This window comes from Polynucleobacter sp. QLW-P1DATA-2, from assembly GCF_001870365.1.
In the GTDB taxonomy this organism is placed as follows: Bacteria; Pseudomonadota; Gammaproteobacteria; order Burkholderiales; family Burkholderiaceae; genus Polynucleobacter.
The window spans coordinates 1161199-1176514 of record NZ_LZMQ01000003.1 but is presented as its reverse complement, the minus strand read 5'-3'; the positions used below and the strand labels follow the sequence as shown (position 1 = coordinate 1176514).

General features: G+C 45.7%; 19 protein-coding genes and 1 tRNA gene. 11 read left to right on the top strand and 9 right to left on the bottom strand.

Annotated elements, in window-relative coordinates; genetic code table 11:
- Positions 1 to 25: 25 nt before the first annotated feature.
- On the bottom strand, positions 26 to 1639 hold the full coding sequence (locus A9236_RS08690; protein ID WP_071465140.1) for an NAD(P)/FAD-dependent oxidoreductase: 1614 nt from the start codon (positions 1637 to 1639) through the stop codon (positions 26 to 28).
- Between the two features lie 57 nt (positions 1640 to 1696).
- Here A9236_RS08690 and A9236_RS08685 point away from each other — a divergent pair, with 57 nt between their 5' ends.
- Both A9236_RS08685 and A9236_RS08680 read left to right on the top strand, forming a co-directional pair.
- Positions 1697 to 2245 (top strand): YaeQ family protein, encoded by a 549-nt coding sequence (locus A9236_RS08685; protein ID WP_071464983.1) that lies wholly within the window; start codon positions 1697 to 1699, stop codon positions 2243 to 2245.
- A gap of 5 nt (positions 2246 to 2250) precedes the next feature.
- The gene (locus A9236_RS08680; RefSeq protein WP_071464982.1) at positions 2251 to 2667 is read left to right on the top strand and encodes a putative toxin-antitoxin system toxin component, PIN family; all 417 of its coding nucleotides are present in this window, start codon (positions 2251 to 2253) and stop codon (positions 2665 to 2667) included.
- 5 nt (positions 2668 to 2672) lie between these two features.
- On the opposite strand, the gene A9236_RS08675 is transcribed toward A9236_RS08680, so the two are convergent.
- On the bottom strand, positions 2673 to 3671 hold the full coding sequence (locus A9236_RS08675) for an LLM class flavin-dependent oxidoreductase (protein WP_071464981.1): 999 nt from the start codon (positions 3669 to 3671) through the stop codon (positions 2673 to 2675).
- 29 nt (positions 3672 to 3700) lie between these two features.
- Here A9236_RS08675 and A9236_RS08670 point away from each other — a divergent pair, with 29 nt between their 5' ends.
- From A9236_RS08670 to A9236_RS08650, 5 genes are all read left to right on the top strand, one after another.
- Positions 3701 to 3922 carry a hypothetical protein gene (locus tag A9236_RS08670; RefSeq protein WP_071464980.1) on the top strand — a complete coding sequence of 74 codons (222 nt, stop codon included), beginning with the start codon at positions 3701 to 3703 and terminating at the stop codon, positions 3920 to 3922.
- 12 nt (positions 3923 to 3934) lie between these two features.
- Positions 3935 to 4135, top strand: coding sequence for a SlyX family protein (locus A9236_RS08665; protein ID WP_071464979.1), 201 nt, complete (start codon positions 3935 to 3937; stop codon positions 4133 to 4135).
- A gap of 69 nt (positions 4136 to 4204) precedes the next feature.
- Entirely contained in the window at positions 4205 to 4537 is a 333-nt protein-coding gene (locus tag A9236_RS08660) for a type II toxin-antitoxin system RelE/ParE family toxin (protein WP_071464978.1), read from the top strand.
- Positions 4534 to 4839, top strand: a complete 306-nt coding sequence (locus A9236_RS08655; protein WP_071464977.1) for a helix-turn-helix transcriptional regulator — start codon at positions 4534 to 4536, stop codon at positions 4837 to 4839. Before A9236_RS08660 ends, A9236_RS08655 begins: the two co-directional genes overlap by 4 nt.
- Positions 4840 to 4898: 59 nt before the next feature.
- A complete protein-coding gene (locus A9236_RS08650) occupies positions 4899 to 5249 on the top strand; it encodes a phage holin family protein (RefSeq protein ID WP_071464976.1) in 351 nt (116 codons plus the stop codon).
- Between the two features lie 4 nt (positions 5250 to 5253).
- On the opposite strand, the gene A9236_RS08645 is transcribed toward A9236_RS08650, so the two are convergent.
- Positions 5254 to 7074 carry an AsmA family protein gene (locus A9236_RS08645; RefSeq protein ID WP_071464975.1) on the bottom strand — a complete coding sequence of 607 codons (1821 nt, stop codon included), beginning with the start codon at positions 7072 to 7074 and terminating at the stop codon, positions 5254 to 5256.
- Positions 7075 to 7113: 39 nt separating this feature from the next.
- Here A9236_RS08645 and A9236_RS08640 point away from each other — a divergent pair, with 39 nt between their 5' ends.
- Positions 7114 to 7455 carry a zinc ribbon domain-containing protein YjdM gene (locus A9236_RS08640; RefSeq protein WP_071464974.1) on the top strand — a complete coding sequence of 114 codons (342 nt, stop codon included), beginning with the start codon at positions 7114 to 7116 and terminating at the stop codon, positions 7453 to 7455.
- Between the two features lie 11 nt (positions 7456 to 7466).
- On the opposite strand, the gene A9236_RS08635 is transcribed toward A9236_RS08640, so the two are convergent.
- Positions 7467 to 7682: a YdcH family protein gene (locus A9236_RS08635; RefSeq protein ID WP_071464973.1), complete on the bottom strand. Its 216-nt coding sequence runs from the start codon at positions 7680 to 7682 to the stop codon at positions 7467 to 7469.
- Positions 7683 to 7907: 225 nt separating this feature from the next.
- Between A9236_RS08635 and A9236_RS08630 the strand changes: the two genes are divergently transcribed.
- Positions 7908 to 8753: a hypothetical protein gene (locus A9236_RS08630; RefSeq protein WP_071464972.1), complete on the top strand. Its 846-nt coding sequence runs from the start codon at positions 7908 to 7910 to the stop codon at positions 8751 to 8753.
- A gap of 23 nt (positions 8754 to 8776) precedes the next feature.
- Here the strand turns inward: A9236_RS08630 and A9236_RS08625 are convergent, their stop codons facing one another.
- Positions 8777 to 9040 carry a hypothetical protein gene (locus tag A9236_RS08625; RefSeq protein ID WP_071464971.1) on the bottom strand — a complete coding sequence of 88 codons (264 nt, stop codon included), beginning with the start codon at positions 9038 to 9040 and terminating at the stop codon, positions 8777 to 8779.
- Between the two features lie 70 nt (positions 9041 to 9110).
- Here A9236_RS08625 and A9236_RS08620 point away from each other — a divergent pair, with 70 nt between their 5' ends.
- On the top strand, positions 9111 to 9767 hold the full coding sequence (locus A9236_RS08620; protein ID WP_071464970.1) for a DsbA family oxidoreductase: 657 nt from the start codon (positions 9111 to 9113) through the stop codon (positions 9765 to 9767).
- A gap of 12 nt (positions 9768 to 9779) precedes the next feature.
- Here A9236_RS08620 and A9236_RS08615 read toward each other — a convergent pair.
- The 4 genes from A9236_RS08615 to A9236_RS08600 all read right to left on the bottom strand — a co-directional run bounded on the left by A9236_RS08615 (position 9780) and on the right by A9236_RS08600 (position 14288).
- Positions 9780 to 9869 (bottom strand) — tRNA-Ser (locus A9236_RS08615).
- Positions 9870 to 9918: 49 nt separating this feature from the next.
- Positions 9919 to 11229 (bottom strand): serine--tRNA ligase, encoded by a 1311-nt coding sequence (gene serS / locus A9236_RS08610; protein WP_071464969.1) that lies wholly within the window; start codon positions 11227 to 11229, stop codon positions 9919 to 9921.
- Between the two features lie 41 nt (positions 11230 to 11270).
- A complete protein-coding gene (locus A9236_RS08605; RefSeq protein WP_083393446.1) occupies positions 11271 to 11966 on the bottom strand; it encodes an outer membrane lipoprotein carrier protein LolA in 696 nt (231 codons plus the stop codon).
- Positions 11967 to 11975: 9 nt separating this feature from the next.
- Positions 11976 to 14288: a DNA translocase FtsK gene (locus A9236_RS08600; RefSeq protein WP_071464968.1), complete on the bottom strand. Its 2313-nt coding sequence runs from the start codon at positions 14286 to 14288 to the stop codon at positions 11976 to 11978.
- A 39-nt stretch (positions 14289 to 14327) separates the two neighbouring features.
- Here A9236_RS08600 and trxB point away from each other — a divergent pair, with 39 nt between their 5' ends.
- Positions 14328 to 15284, top strand: coding sequence for a thioredoxin-disulfide reductase (trxB, locus tag A9236_RS08595; RefSeq protein ID WP_071464967.1), 957 nt, complete (start codon positions 14328 to 14330; stop codon positions 15282 to 15284).
- Positions 15285 to 15316 lie beyond the last annotated feature (32 nt).

The window sequence follows — 15316 nt, the reverse complement described above, 5'->3', positions numbered from 1 at the left end:
AGGATCTCATGAAAATATTTCTAGACTAGTCAGCGAGGTAATCAAGCGCTACTGCTTCTGCCACTTTAATCCCATCAACTCCCGCAGACAAGATTCCACCCGCATAACCCGCACCCTCACCCGCTGGATAGAGACCTTTAATATTGAGACTCTGCAGGTTTGCACCCCTAGTGATACGTAATGGTGAAGAGGTTCTGGTCTCAATACCGGTAAGAACAGCATCCTTCATGGAGAAGCCTTTAATTTGCTTCTCAAAAGCAGGTAGAGCCTCCCGAATAGCTTCAATGGCGTAGGCAGGTAGAGCCTCAGCCAAATCCGTTAAATGAACGCCTGGTTTATAGGATGGAAGAACGCTACCAAATTCAGTGGAAGGTTTGCCAGCTATAAAATCCCCCACCAATTGACCTGGAGCTTCATAAGTGCCGCCTCCTAATTCAAAAGCCTTAGACTCCAGTTGGCGCTGAAACTCAATCCCAGCCAGTGGGCCACCAGGATAATCTTCTGGAGTGATTCCAACCACAATGCCCGCATTCGCATTACGCTCATTTCGGGAGTATTGGCTCATGCCATTGGTGACAACGCGATTTGGCTCTGATGTGGCTGCTACCACCGTTCCGCCAGGGCACATGCAAAAGCTATAAACAGCACGTCCATTTTTGGCATGGTGAACAAGCTTGTAATCTGCAGCGCCAATCAACTCATTACCCGCATGAGGACCTAAACGTGCTTTATCAATGAGAGACTGGGGATGCTCAATCCGAAAGCCAACCGAGAAGGGTTTGGCTTCCATAAATACGCCAGCTTCATGCAAAGCCTTAAAGGTATCCCTCGCACTGTGTCCTAAAGCGAGCACTACGTGATTTGCCGGTAAGTCCGGATGCCCTTCAATTTTGACTCCAGTGATTTGCTCATTCTGAATATCAAAACCAATCACCTTTTGTGAGAAACGAATCTCACCACCAAGATCAATAATTTCTTGGCGCATTTTTTCAACCACGCCCACTAGACGGAAAGTGCCAATATGGGGCTTTGCAACATACTGAATTTCTGCTGGCGCACCTGCTTTGACAAACTCATTAATTACCTTGCGGCCATAAAACTTAGGATCTTTAATTTGGCTATAGAGCTTCCCATCAGAGAAGGTGCCTGCCCCACCCTCTCCGAACTGCACATTGGATTCAGGATTGAGGACATTTTTACGCCAAAGTCCCCAAGTATCTTGAGTGCGCTCACGCACCTTCTTGCCACGCTCTAGAACAATTGGTTTAAATCCCATTTGCGCCAATAACAATGCAGCAAAAATACCGCAAGGACCAAATCCAATGACCACTGGGCGCAATACTTGACCGGAAGCGATGGACTCCGGCGCCTTTGCCACAAAGTGATAACTTGTATCGGGCGATGGCCTGATATGAGTGTCGCCTGAAAACTGCTTGAGTACAGTCTCTTCATTTTTTACCGAGAGATCAATCGTATAGATGAAGGCAAGAGCAACATTCTTGCGGGCGTCATAACTCCGCTTGAAGATCTCAAAAGAGATTAAGTCTTTTGGCGATAAGTTGAGGCGCTTGAGAATCGCCGTCTCCAGATCTTCTGGAGCGTGATGGATGGGAAGGCGTAGTTCAGTAATGCGGATCATGGAGTAAATAATACTGGTTATGGGGCCCCACTCGGGCATAAAAGGCGATAATGCCGTATGGCTCTACGCGCAACTATTCACAAAGCCGACCTTCATGTCGCAGATTCAGACCGCCACTACTACGGCAGTCATTCCCTCACCATCGCCAAACACCCCTCTGAAACCGAAGAGCGGATGATGGTCAGAATCATCGCTTTTGCGCTTCAAGCCCACGAGGATCTTGTTTTTACCAAAGGCTTAAGCGATACCGATGAGCCCGACCTATGGATTAAAGACCTTACCGATGCGATTAAGCTTTGGATTGAAGTAGGTCAACCAGATGAGCGTCGCATTCTCAAAGCCTGTGGCAGAGCAGATCAAGTGATTGTGTATTGCTATGGTGGACACACTAGCAAAATTTGGTGGGATGGTATCGCCAATAAGCTCAATCGGGCACGCAACCTGCAGATTGTTTCGATTCCTGCAGATCAGGCAAACGAACTGAATAAGCTGGTCGAACGTAGTATGGTTATTCACGTTAACGTACAAGACGGTGAGGTATATGTCTCGTCTGACAATGGCCAAGTGACCATCACACCAGAAGTTTGGCGTTCTAAGCAAGACTAAATCAAATGAAGTCTGTTGTCTTTGATACCAATGTCTTGCTCGACATTTTTGTTTTTAATGACTTCAGAGCAATTCATCTAAAGCAAGCTTTGCTGGATAAAAAAATGGATGCCATAGCAAGCCCTCAGACTTTAGAAGAGCTTGCTGATGTCATTAGTCGCCCCCTCTTCTCTCTTGAGTCTAGCGCCCAGGAGCGCATATTGGATCAGTGGCGCGCTCATGCCAGAGTAATTGATGATGTAGATCTCTCTAAAGCCCCATGGCAATGCGTAGACCCTGATGACCAGGTCTTCTTAAACCTCGCCTACTCTGCAAGGCCATGCCTACTCATGAGTAAAGACAATGAGGTGTTAAAGCTAGCCAACAGAGCTGCTGCAGATGACGTCCTGATTAGCTCTGACTACAACGCTATCTTCAATTAGTTTCTTTATAAACTTTGGGCAGCCTGAGCAGCAATTTCGAAGGACTTGAGTCGTGCTTGATGATCAAAGATTTGACCGGTAAATAGAATTTCATTTGCACCAGTGCGATCTAACCAGGTACGCATACCCTTTTTAATCGTTTCTAGCGAACCAACTAAAGAGCATTGCAACATATGCGTTACGGCAACTTTTTCATGAGGCTCGCAGAAACTATCAATATCATCGATGGGTGGCGGTAATTGCCCCCGAGTATTACGACGCATCCGAATGAAATGTTGTTGCAAGCTGGTATACAAATGCTGCGCTTCTTCGTCAGTATCAGCCGCCACAACGTTCATCACAAAAGCAGAATAAGGCGTCGCTTGTTGTGCGGATGGTTTGAAGAGTTCACGATAGATCGACATCGCCTCCAAGAGTTGCTCTGGAGCAAAGTGCGCTGCAAAAGCGTAAGGCAAGCCAAAGTGCGCGGCTAATTGGGCGCCATAGAGGCTGGAACCTAGGATCCAAATAGGCACATTGGTATCGGCCCCAGGAATCGCCTTAACTGATTGACCCTCTTGAATCGGACCAAAGTAATGCTGTAACTCCCGCACATCTTGCGGGAAACGATCATCACTGCCCAATAAATCACGGCGCAATGCTCTTGCCGTTATTTGGTCAGTACCAGGCGCCCTACCTAAGCCCAGCTCAATTCGTCCCGGATAAAGAGATTCAAGGGTCCCAAATTGTTCTGCAATGACTAAAGGTGCGTGATTGGGCAGCATGATACCTCCCGAACCTACCTTGATTCGCGAGGTTCCTCCAGCGATATAGCCAATCAAGACAGCGGTTGCCGAGCTAGCATTCCCCGTCATATTGTGATGTTCAGCGACCCAATAGCGGGTATAGCCCCACTTCTCTGCATGCTGAGCAACATCTAAGGAATTTCGTAGTGCGTCGCCAGCAGTAAACCCCTGCGGAATAGGAGATATATCTAGAATGGAGTACTGGATGGAATTGGCCATCCTCAAATCATACCTAGAAAGTGCGTTTTATGAGCAAACCCAAAATGGCAGATCCCGATGATGGGCTGTTTAAGCCTGGCGCTAAGCTAAGACATAAAAAGACAGGTGGGTTTTATCAGGTTGTCCTGCTAGCAAATGTGGAAGCTTCTCTAGAGCCTGCGTACGTTTATGAATCCATGCAGTCACATGATTTCTGGATTAGACCAAAAGCCGAAATGGAAGATGGTCGCTTTGAGCTTATTACTGAATAAGGCGGGAAAATAATGACTGATGATCGAATCACTAATCTCGAAATTAAACTGAGCTTTACTGAAGACCTCATTGAAAAGCTCAATGAGACCGTCTACAAGCAACAGCAGCAAATAGAATTTCTATATCGTGAATTAAAGGCCGTTAAAGAGCAGGCCAGTAGCGCAGGATCTGGCGGCGGCAGCCTAAAGGATGAAATTCCGCCACATTATTAATACCCCTTGAATTATCAGTAACTATAAGATATCATTTTTGATATATATCAATATTGATATAATTTATGGATGACTAATTGGGAAGTTGAAACCTTAAATACATTTGTTGATGCTGAGCTGGAAAGTCTTCCGAATGATATGCGAGGGCGATTTGTTAGGGTCTCTATGCTTCTAGAGCAATTTGGTCCAAAAGAAGTTGGTATGCCTCACATTAGAAGCCTGGGCAAAAAGCTGTGGGAGATTAGAGTCTCCGGAAGAGATGGCATTGGAAGAGGTATTTATGTAATTGCCTTCACAAAGAAGATCATCATCTTGCACGTATTTATAAAGAAATCACAAAAGACCCCTTCTGCAGCCTTAAAGATCGCAACACAAAGAGCAAAAGACGCCAAATTAATATGACCAAGATCTCCACCCTTCACAAGCGCTGGCTCAAAGAGCCATCCTATAAAAAAGCTTACGAACAAAGCCGTATTGAATTTGAGATCGCAAGAGAAATTATTGAAGCTCGCATGAAAAGCGGTCTCTCCCAGGAGGAACTTGCGATTCGTATGCAAACCTCACAATCTGCAATTGCAAGACTGGAAAGTGGCTCTAGCCTACCCTCAATGAGAACTTTGGCCAAGTTTGCACAGGCTACAAACTCACAAATTCAAATTCACTTTAAACCCATGAAAACCCCTAGACAGAAAATTGCTGCCTAATTTACCGATACTATATAAACTGATCAAGAGTTCAATTATCAACAACTATAGGGGAATCGATCATGGGTAACTTAACACTATTTCTAGTGCAGTGGGGTTTAACTTCTCTATCTCTTTGGGTGGCTAGCTATATTTTCAGTGGGCTTAGATTTGCTGATGGTGGCTCACTCTTAATTGCCGCTCTCGTTCTCGGCTTTGCTAACGCGATTGTGAAACCCTTGCTAGTTCTTTTGACATTGCCGCTAACAGTAGTCACTATGGGTCTGTTTTTATTGGTAGTAAATGCCTTGGTGCTGATGCTGGTCTCGGCAGTCGTTAGTGGCTTTACGATCTCTAGCTTCTGGACCGCATTCTTTGCTAGCATCTTTATTTCTTTATTCAGCCTCTTTGTGAGCGGTCTCGTTTTTTAAAAAACTAGTTTGTACCTGGATAAATATCCGACCAAGGATGTAGCGCTGCCTTACAGGGCTGATTTGCATTCTTGGTTGCGATAGACCTAGCGTTTTCTGCCAAGATTGTGGCGCCACCCGTCAAAAATCCCAAGCCAATCGAGACAGCGCTATTAACCACTCCTTCTTTATTAACACCTGCCTTAGGATTTAATAAAGTACCTTGGAGTTTTACCAATCCAGCTAGATTCACACCCGTTGTCAGCCCCGACTTCTCTCTCGGATCAATCTTAATATTGAGAGCTTCTGTTTTTAAATCTACTGATCCAGACAGCACAATATCCAGACGATCGGTTACCACACCAATAGAGTCATTCAAGGCAATCTGTCCATTGCTCACAGGCAGATAAACTACTGCACACTCTAATATCGTTTGATCAGATTTCTTGCGCATAGGATTAATAGAGTTGACGATCGTAATAAGCAAGTCACCACCTCGATCGATGAAACGCGAATCAATACTTCCCTTGCCTACTGAAAGCTGTACAGCACCATTTGCTTTGCCAGCCAATTGATGCATCGATGTTCCAGTACTACGCAGGTTGAAAGCTATCTCTGTATCCCCGCCCTTTACTTTGGTATTGGAGTCAACTGCATCCATAAGCTGTTCAAGAGTAAATCCTCTTGCCAAGCCTTTGATGGCAATTTCAGGGTTGGCGCTTTGGAATTGAGCAACGCTCGCCTGCACATCAGCGCTTCCTTTGCCCAGCCCAAAATGAAGGTCATTTATATTTATTTTTGAACCTTCAAATACAAAATGTCCTTTGACGCCAGTCATTGGAACATGTCCTGGAATACTCAATTCATCTATATTGAGGGTAAGCTTGCCGTTCGCAATTGGTAGCTCACCTAGAGGTAACGCTTCTTCACTGAATAAGAATCTTCCATGCGATTTAGTTAGGCTGTCTACCGGGGCCTTAGCGCCACCTGGGCTAGTGAGTGCCGCTGAGCCTGCCAAAGAGCCCATCTCAAATGACTTAGAGCTCAGGCTTAGATTAAAGCTGGGTAAGGTTTGCGGTTTCTTATCAATATCGCCATTGATATTCATCGTTTTGCCATTTAGGGTTGCTGCCAGATCGACATTGACCTTAATTGGGTTGACATTCCAATCATTGAGTATTTGGCGAATGCTCGTGGTTTTTCCTTTGAGGCCTAACTGATAGTTTTCATACTGGGCCTGAGCGGCTATTGCTGTTTCGTCACCACTCCCATTTAAAGATAATTGCGGAATGGATATCCTCTTTACCCAAGATCCAAAATCTTGATAACTCAAACGAGCGTCTGTGATGACTAGGTTTCTCATCTTGATGAAGTTAGATTGATCGGAAGACGAAGTGCTCTCATTGGAAGCAGGCAAGCTGGCGGATGAAGTATTGCCAGTTACAGCGGGCGTGAAATCCCAATTACCATCTCCCGCTTTATTAGTTTGCAAGTAGGCATCTACCCCATTGAGATTAATCGCATTAAATTCAACCTCCTTAGATAGCAAGGGAAGCAATTTGATGTCGACTTCTACGTGTTTAACTATCAACATCTCGGGCTTGGATGCCCAGGAGGCATTGCTCAGGGAGACATGCTCTGCAGTAATAGCAAGCGATGGAAATATCCTCAAAGTGACAGGGCCGGCAATCTTTAACTCTCTACCGGTCGCATCTTTCACAGACGAGCTGATCAATTGGGTTAACTTTGCTGGATTGATCGATGAGGCGGCATACCAAACTCCTAAACCACCTAGACCTAGGATGACGAGCAATACAAGCAAGATAGTTTTGAGTGACTTATTCATTTAATAGTCATTCTATATGGCGAGACTAAAATAGTAGCCATGAGTACAGAGAACCCACCCAAATGCCCTGCCTGCCAGGAAGACATGACCTACCCGGATGGTGAAAACTGGGTTTGCGCTCAATGCGGTCATGAATGGTCAATGACCGCAGCGATTGAAGAGGAAGCAGGATTGATAGTCAAAGATGCCAACGGCAATCTATTGGCCGATGGTGATACTGTGACCCTCATCAAGGACCTTAAAGTAAAGGGATCATCCACAACCTTAAAGGTAGGCACCAAGATTAAAGGTATTCGCTTGGTTTCAGGTGACCATGAGGTCGATTGCAAAACAGAAGCAGGCAATATGCTACTGAAAGCCTGCTTCCTGAAAAAAGCCTAAGGTAAATTGAATTACGTGCTGGCTTTCTTGAGTACTGCGTATATTTGATCTTTTAGCAGCAATTTTTCTTTCTTGAGAGTTTCAATTTCATCAGGCGTACTTGGTTCTTTGTGATCCTCCATGCGCAGAATCTTGGCATCCAAGTTATTGTGCTTATCAAACAGATGCGAAAAGTGGCGATCCGTTGTTTTTAATTTGGTGATTAATTCGCGATATTCTGGAAACATAGAATTCCTTATAAAGAAGTAACTAGGTTTAGTAAAACTGCGTATTTCCAGTGTAGCAAGCTCGCACCAAGAGAACAATCAATATGGCAAGATTTTTATTGAAACTCTACCCTTGCATTTAGCAGGTAAAACCCCATATACCTTTGATTATGAATGCAATGAATTTGCAGTAATATTCATAGGTGCGAAAGCACATTAACTACCAATAAAGAAGGGTAATAAACCATGGCTACAAAGAAGTCACCAGCAAAGAAGAAAGTAGCTACCAAGGTGGTAAAAAAAGCCCCTATAAAGAAAGCTGTTAAGAAAGTTGCTCCTAAAAAAGTAGCAGCCAAAAAGACAGTGAAAAAGGTAGTGAAACCAGTAGCTAAGAAAGCTCCTGCTAAGAAGCCTGTTGCTAAAAAGGCAGCTGCTAAGAAACCAGCAGTAAAGAAAGCGGCCAAAAAGACAGCCGCTAAACCTGCCGCCAAATCATCTAAGGTCGATCAATACGGCCTTGAAAAAGATGATGAGTTTTATGGCCTGTACTTTGCAAAATCTACCAATAAAGGCTTGGTTGAAGTTAAACCATGCACCTTCTCATTGATGTATTGGTGGAAAGGTTTGCTTGGCTATCCTGACATGATTGAGATCTCAAAGGGCAGCAATACTGCCATGTTGCAGTTTGAGTCTACTTTTGGTGGCGGCGATTCCGGAGAAACCGAATTAACAGAGCAAGATGTTTTAGATATTGATCACATTATTGAAGTGGACGAAGAAGAGATGCTCATCTCCCTCTACTCTTATGTGCCTATTCCAGTACCTGAGAAGTTGGTTGGCGCGTTGAGCTTGTCTATTCTGAACATCAATCCTGAAACTCGCTATGGCAGCCTAGAACTCTGCTCTACCGAGAACGAAGAAGGTGAAACTGAGCACTTCTTGCGTTACCGTGCGGCAACTTACCTCCGTGGTATTAAGTCAGGCAAGGTAGAGGCAATTGAAAGCATGGTTACTAATGGCTCCGAGTTTTTCGGTCTTGCTCTAGATGCAATGTGTGTCAATAAGTCTATTAAGAAATGGTTGCTCAGTTAATTTCTGAGCGCCAAATTAAAGGCTTATCTACATAAATAGTTGTACGTCATCGGAAAGCGGTCATTGACCGTTTTCCGACTATCAATAATCGTCACAGTTCGTTTTCCTAGCTTCTTGCACTCAGCAAGAGCCATCTCTTGAGCCTCATCCTCTTTCGCATCTTTGGGTGAATGGACGCCGATCGTTCCGTCAGACTGCTGATATACGCCGAATTGACTAGGCGGTGTTGAGCAAGCGGACAGTAAAAATCCCAAACAAATAATGTAGCGATAAGAGCTTGATTTCATAGAAATACTCTAACAGATTTAGGGCTGCCCTATTTAGACCTTTCAAAACAATCTCTGTAGAATCGAGAATATGAAACCCACTATCAAGATTGACTTTGTATCTGATGTAGCCTGCCCTTGGTGCGCAGTTGGTTTGGGCAACCTCAATCAAGCAATGAAGCAGTTAAGCGAGAAGGTAGAGTTTGAGGTACATTTCCGCCCCTTTGAACTCAATCCCAATATGCCTATCGGCGGTCAAGATGCTATTGAGCATCTCACCGAGAAATATGGATTAAGCGAAGAACAAGTTAAGGTCAATCAAGCCAATATCCGCGCGAAAGCATTAGAGGCTGGATTTGAGTTTCATCCAGAAGGGCGTAAAAGGGTTTACAACACCTTCAACGCTCATCGCCTCCTCTATTGGGCTGCTAAAGAGCATGGGGCAGATAAACAAGCTTTCCTGAAAAAAGAATTACTCAACACCTACTTTTGCCTCGCAGTAGACTTAGATGATCAGCAAAACATATTAGATGCCGTGGAGCGCGCAGGCCTTGATGTAGCCAGAGCCAAACACGTTCTCGATACAAATGAATTTACCCAAGAAGTCAGGAATGAAGAGGCATCCTATACAAACTTAGGTATACATTCAGTTCCGTCGATTATTCTGAACGATCAATACCTATTGCAAGGCGCGCAACCCAGAGAAGCATTTGTTGAAGCTTTTGAGCAATTAATCAAACTAGCATAGTGGTTGCTTATTTGGCGGAGAGGGAGGGATTCGAACCCTCGGTAGGTTTGACCCTACGCCTGATTTCGAGTCAGGTACATTCGACCACTCTGCCACCTCTCCGAACCGAAGAGCAATTATAGCTTTGGGGTGTTTATTAGGTTTTTTCTAACTAGATTGGCTTCAATACTTCTAAGCCGCCAAGATAAGGCTGTAGCGCTTTTGGAATGGCAATGCTGCCATCTACTTGTTGCTTGTTCTCTAGGAGTGCTACTAATGCCCTGCCTACTGCAAGGCCAGAACCATTCAATGTGTGAACCAATTCTGGTTTGCCTTGGCCTGATTTAAATCTGGCTTGCATCCGTCTTGCTTGGAAGTCACCCATGCTGGAGCATGAACTAATCTCACGATAGGCTTTTTGTGAGGGCACCCACACTTCTAAGTCATAAGTCTTGGTGCTGCCAAAACCCATATCACCAGTACAGAGCAATACTTTTCTGTACGGCAACTCAAGCAATTCCAAAATTTTCTCTGCATGACCTGTTAGATCTTCAAGGGCTTGCATAGAGTCTTCTGGCTTAGTGATTTGCACTAACTCGACTTTATCGAATTGATGCTGACGAATCATGCCGCGTACATCTCTACCATAGCTACCTGCTTCAGAGCGGAAGCATGGAGTGTGGGCTACAAACTTCAATGGCAGGCTGTCAGCATTGACGATTTCATCACGCACTAAATTGGTGACTGGAACTTCTGCTGTTGGAATGAGGTAGAAATTTTCAGTCTTCGCCTCTCCTGCTCCATCCTCGCCACCCATTTGGCGTGGGACCTTAAAGAGATCCTCTTCAAACTTAGGCAATTGGCCAGTACCACGCATGGATGCAGCGTTCACCATATAGGGCGCATAGACCTCTTGGTAGCCATGATTTGTTGAGTGGGTATCGATCATGAATTGCGCTAATGCACGATGCAGTCTCGCAATCGGTCCTTTAAGCACTACAAAGCGTGAGCCACTAATCTTGGCTGCTACTTCAAAATCCAAACCAAGTGGACCACCTAAATCTACGTGATCTTTAATCTCAAAATCAAACAGGGGCTCTTCACCCCATCGCTTTACTTCTTGATTCTCAGTTTCATCTTTACCAGTTGGCACAGACTCATCTGGCAGATTTGGAATGCCCATTAAGAAATCTGAAATCTCCGCTTGGAGAGTTCCGAGTCTTGCTGAGCCAGATTCCATATCAGTATTCACTTGTGCAACCTCAGCCATCTCAGCAGAAGCGTCTTCGCCTTTGCCTTTTTTCATGCCAATGGCTTTAGACAATTGATTACGCTTGGCTTGCAATTCTTCGGTGCGGGTTTGCAAAGACTTACGCTCGGACTCTAAGGTATTGAATTTCTCAACATCTAGCTGAAATTTACGAGTGGCTAAGCGCGCTGCAACAGCGGCGATATCTTTACGAAGTAATTGCGGATCAATCATGTGATGCTCTATGGGTTTGGGTATATAAGGTGAACTAGGCTCTAGTTTAAGCGTAAGACTTCTGCGCCTGCAGGTGGTGTGAAATTAAAGCGATTTGCTGGCAAATTGACGTTGAGCTGGATCTTATCGAGAGTGACTAGGACAACGCTGCCCAAGCCATCCATCAACTCAAGCGCCTTAGGCAGTCCATTGACCATGCCGATCGAGATCTTGGTGTAAGGAAGATCGTCTTTCTTTTTAGCGTTGGGATCACTTTTAGGAACTAGGGCTACCCATTTCATTCCCAAACGCTCTTCACCTTCGATTAAATCAAAATGCTGATCAAGAGAACTTTCACCAAACAGAATCGCTGCTGGCGTCGATGCAAGTGCTTGTCCTGCTGGGCGAAAGGTTGCTTGATTTAAATCCTTGTCCCACAAAATGAGTTGATTGCCATTAGCGATGAGTTTTTGCTCATACGGTTTTTGTGTATCCCACACAAAACGACCTGGACGCTGAAATACAAAATGACCTTGCGTTTGGCGAACAACCTTGAGACCCTTGTCTTGCGGCTCGTTAGCCTTAGGTGCGCGCAATTGTTGTTGCACAAAGTCACCCTCCGCAGTTTTGGAGTTGCGTACAAATTGACGTAGCTGTTCTGACCCACTTTCAGCTTGTGAGAATGCGGTACCGGAAAATAGAATCGCAGCGATACTAATTGCAAATTGAACCGCTACTACAGATAAGAGTTTTTGCAAAATCAAGCCTTACTCGGAGGGGCGATGCAAAATCTCGCGATTACCGCCATTACCCATCTTCGATACCAGGCCCGCTTTCTCCATATCCTCTAAGAGGCGTGCTGCTCGGTTGTAGCCAATACGCAGGTGGCGCTGAACCAATGAAATCGATGGGCGCTTGTTTTCAAGAACAATGGCCACTGCTTGGTCATACAGTGGATCCGCTTCACCACCACCCTCTCCAGTGAGCGCATCAACGTTTGATTCGTCAGCACCTTCAAGAACGCCGTCGATATAGTTCGCTTCGCCCTTCTCTTTGAGCCACTCAACCACGCGATGAACCTCGTCATCTGATACAAAAGCACCATGAACACGCACTGGTAAGCCAGTACCTGGAGCCATGTAGAGCATGTCGCCCATACCAAGCAATGCTTCCGCACCCTGTTGATCTAGAATCGTCCGGCTGTCGATCTTACTGCTGACTTGGAAGGAAATGCGGGTTGGTACGTTTGCCTTAATCAAGCCGGTAATGACGTCCACGCTTGGGCGCTGTGTTGCCAATACCAAATGAATCCCTGCAGCACGAGCTTTCTGCGCGATACGCGCAATTAACTCTTCAATCTTCTTGCCTGAAACCATCATCAAGTCAGCCAACTCATCGATCACAATCACGATGACCGGCGCTTTGTATATTGGCTCTGGATCTTCTGGCGTCAAGCTAAATGGATTGGTGAGCTTTTCACCTTTTTCTTCTGCTTCTAAAATTTTCTTATTAAAGCCGGCCAAGTTACGTACGCCAAACTTACTCATCAGTTTGTAGCGACGCTCCATCTCGTTTACCGCCCAGTTCAGCGCGTTATACGCCTGCTTCATATCAGTAACAACCGGGCAAAGCAGATGCGGAATCTTGTCGTAGATAGCCATCTCCAGCATCTTTGGATCAATCATGATCAAACGCACTTCATCAGGCTTTGCTTTAAAGAGCAAAGACAAAATCATGGCGTTGATACCAACTGACTTACCAGCGCCTGTCGTACCAGCTACTAAGCAGTGCGGCATCTTGGCCAAGTCAGCCACCATTGGGCTGCCAGAAATATCTTTACCCAAAGCCAGAGTCAACAAAGAATGATTGTCGTTATAAACCTGGGAAGTCAATATCTCAGACAAGTAAACCGATTGACGTGTTGGGTTTGGCAATTCCAAAGCCATACATGTTTTGCCAGGAATGGTTTCTACGACACGCATACTCACAACACCAAGTGAACGCGCTAAGTCACGTGAGAGATTGACAATCTGACTGCCCTTTACACCAATTGCCGGATCAATCTCATAGCGCGTTACCACTGGACCAGGGTAAGCGGCGATCACGGTCACTTGTACATTGAACTCAGCTAACTTGCGTTCAATTAAACGAGAAGTAAATTCCAAAACATCTGCAGAGATTGTTTCTTTTGCTTCGGGAACGGGATCTAACAATGCCAGCGGTGGTAATTCTGAATCTGGAATATCTACAAACAGTGGCTGTTGTTTCTCACGCTCGACACGAGCACTCTTTGGAATCTCAATCGGAGCACGCACAATTTGCACTGGGGCAGCCACTTCTACGCGACCCCGAATTTCTTCCACAAACTCTTCACGCTCTTCAGCGGCGGCTTCACCCAACTTGCGATCTTCTTCACTATCGCGACGCTCGCGAATGCGGTGATAGCTTACTTCTAAGAAACGCCCTACTTTTTCAGCAACATCCAGCCAAGAAAAATGGAGAAATAGAGATAAGCCAGCGCAAAGACCAAATAGAAGAACTAAGGTTGCGCCAGTAAAACCAAGGGACATCTGGAGAGGATCGCCGATCAACTCACCCAAAATGCCGCCAGGAGGCCTAGGAAGCTGCCAGGACAATGTATGCATCCGAATAGACTCAAGGCCCATGCTGCAGACTAAAGTCAGGCTAAAGCCCAACCAACGCATTAGCAGGGAGTCTGGTTTGGCATCTGGATCTGGTGGCAAAGGGATACTCCAGAGTTCACGCCAGCCATTGAGGACACGGCGCCCAAAAAGGACAACCCACCAAAACGCAGAAACTCCAAAGATATACAGCATTAAATCAGCTAAATAAGCCCCAAAACGCCCACCCAGGTTCTTGGGGGTCTCAAAACTGGCATGAGACCAAGCTGGATCTGCCTTGGAATACGTCAGTAAAACGGCGAATAGACCAAGGCATAAGCCCAGGGAGATAAACCAGCGGGCCTCTAGTAGAAGGCGGGGCATCCTGCCCTGCCCGCCCATCTCTGGGGGTTCGGGACTCTTGGGAGTCTTGGACTTCGGGTATGCGGTTCTAGCCATGTTCTACCGATTGTAAACAAGCAAACCTATAATTTGGATATGACTACAAATACCCCAAAACACTCCAAAGTCCTCATCCTCGGATCTGGCCCTGCTGGCTACACCGCTGCGGTCTATGCCGCCCGCGCCAATTTAAAGCCTACCCTCATTACTGGCTTGGCCCAGGGGGGTCAACTTATGACAACCACCGATGTTGAAAACTGGCCAGCCGACGCTGATGGCGTTCAAGGGCCAGAGCTCATGGACCGCTTTTTAAAGCATGCGGAGCGCTTTAATACCGAGATCATTTTTGATCATATTCATACAGCGGCCCTCACAGAAAAACCAATTCGCTTAGTTGGTGACTCCGGCACCTATACCTGTGATGCCTTGATTATTTCCACTGGCGCTTCTGCTCAGTACATTGGCCTCCCAAGTGAAGAAGCTTTTATGGGCCGTGGTGTTTCTGGTTGCGCAACATGCGATGGTTTTTTCTACCGCAATCAAGATGTTTGTGTAGTTGGTGGCGGCAATACTGCAGTTGAAGAAGCGCTCTACCTTACTGGTATTTGCAAAAAAGTAACCGTGATTCATCGTCGCGATAAATTCCGTGCTGAACCGATTCTCAATGATCGCCTCATGGCAAAAGTTGCCGAAGGCAAAGTGGAGTTGAAATTGAATGCCACTCTCGATGAAGTTCTCGGTGATGAAAAAGGTGTTACTGGTGTACGCATCAAGAAACAAGATGGCAGCACCGAAGAGATTGCTGTGACTGGAGCATTCATTGCGATTGGCCACAAACCCAACACTGATCTCTTTGTTGGCCAACTCGATATGAATAACGGCTACCTCAAGACCCACTCTGGCTTAGAAGGTAATGCCACCGCCACCAATATCCCTGGCGTGTTTGCTGCGGGTGACGTTCAAGACCATATCTACCGTCAAGCCATTACCAGTGCAGGCACAGGCTGTATGGCTGCACTAGATGCGCAGCGTTATTTAGAAACTTTGGAGTAAGTTTCTAAATTCGCAGTAATAAAAATGCCTAG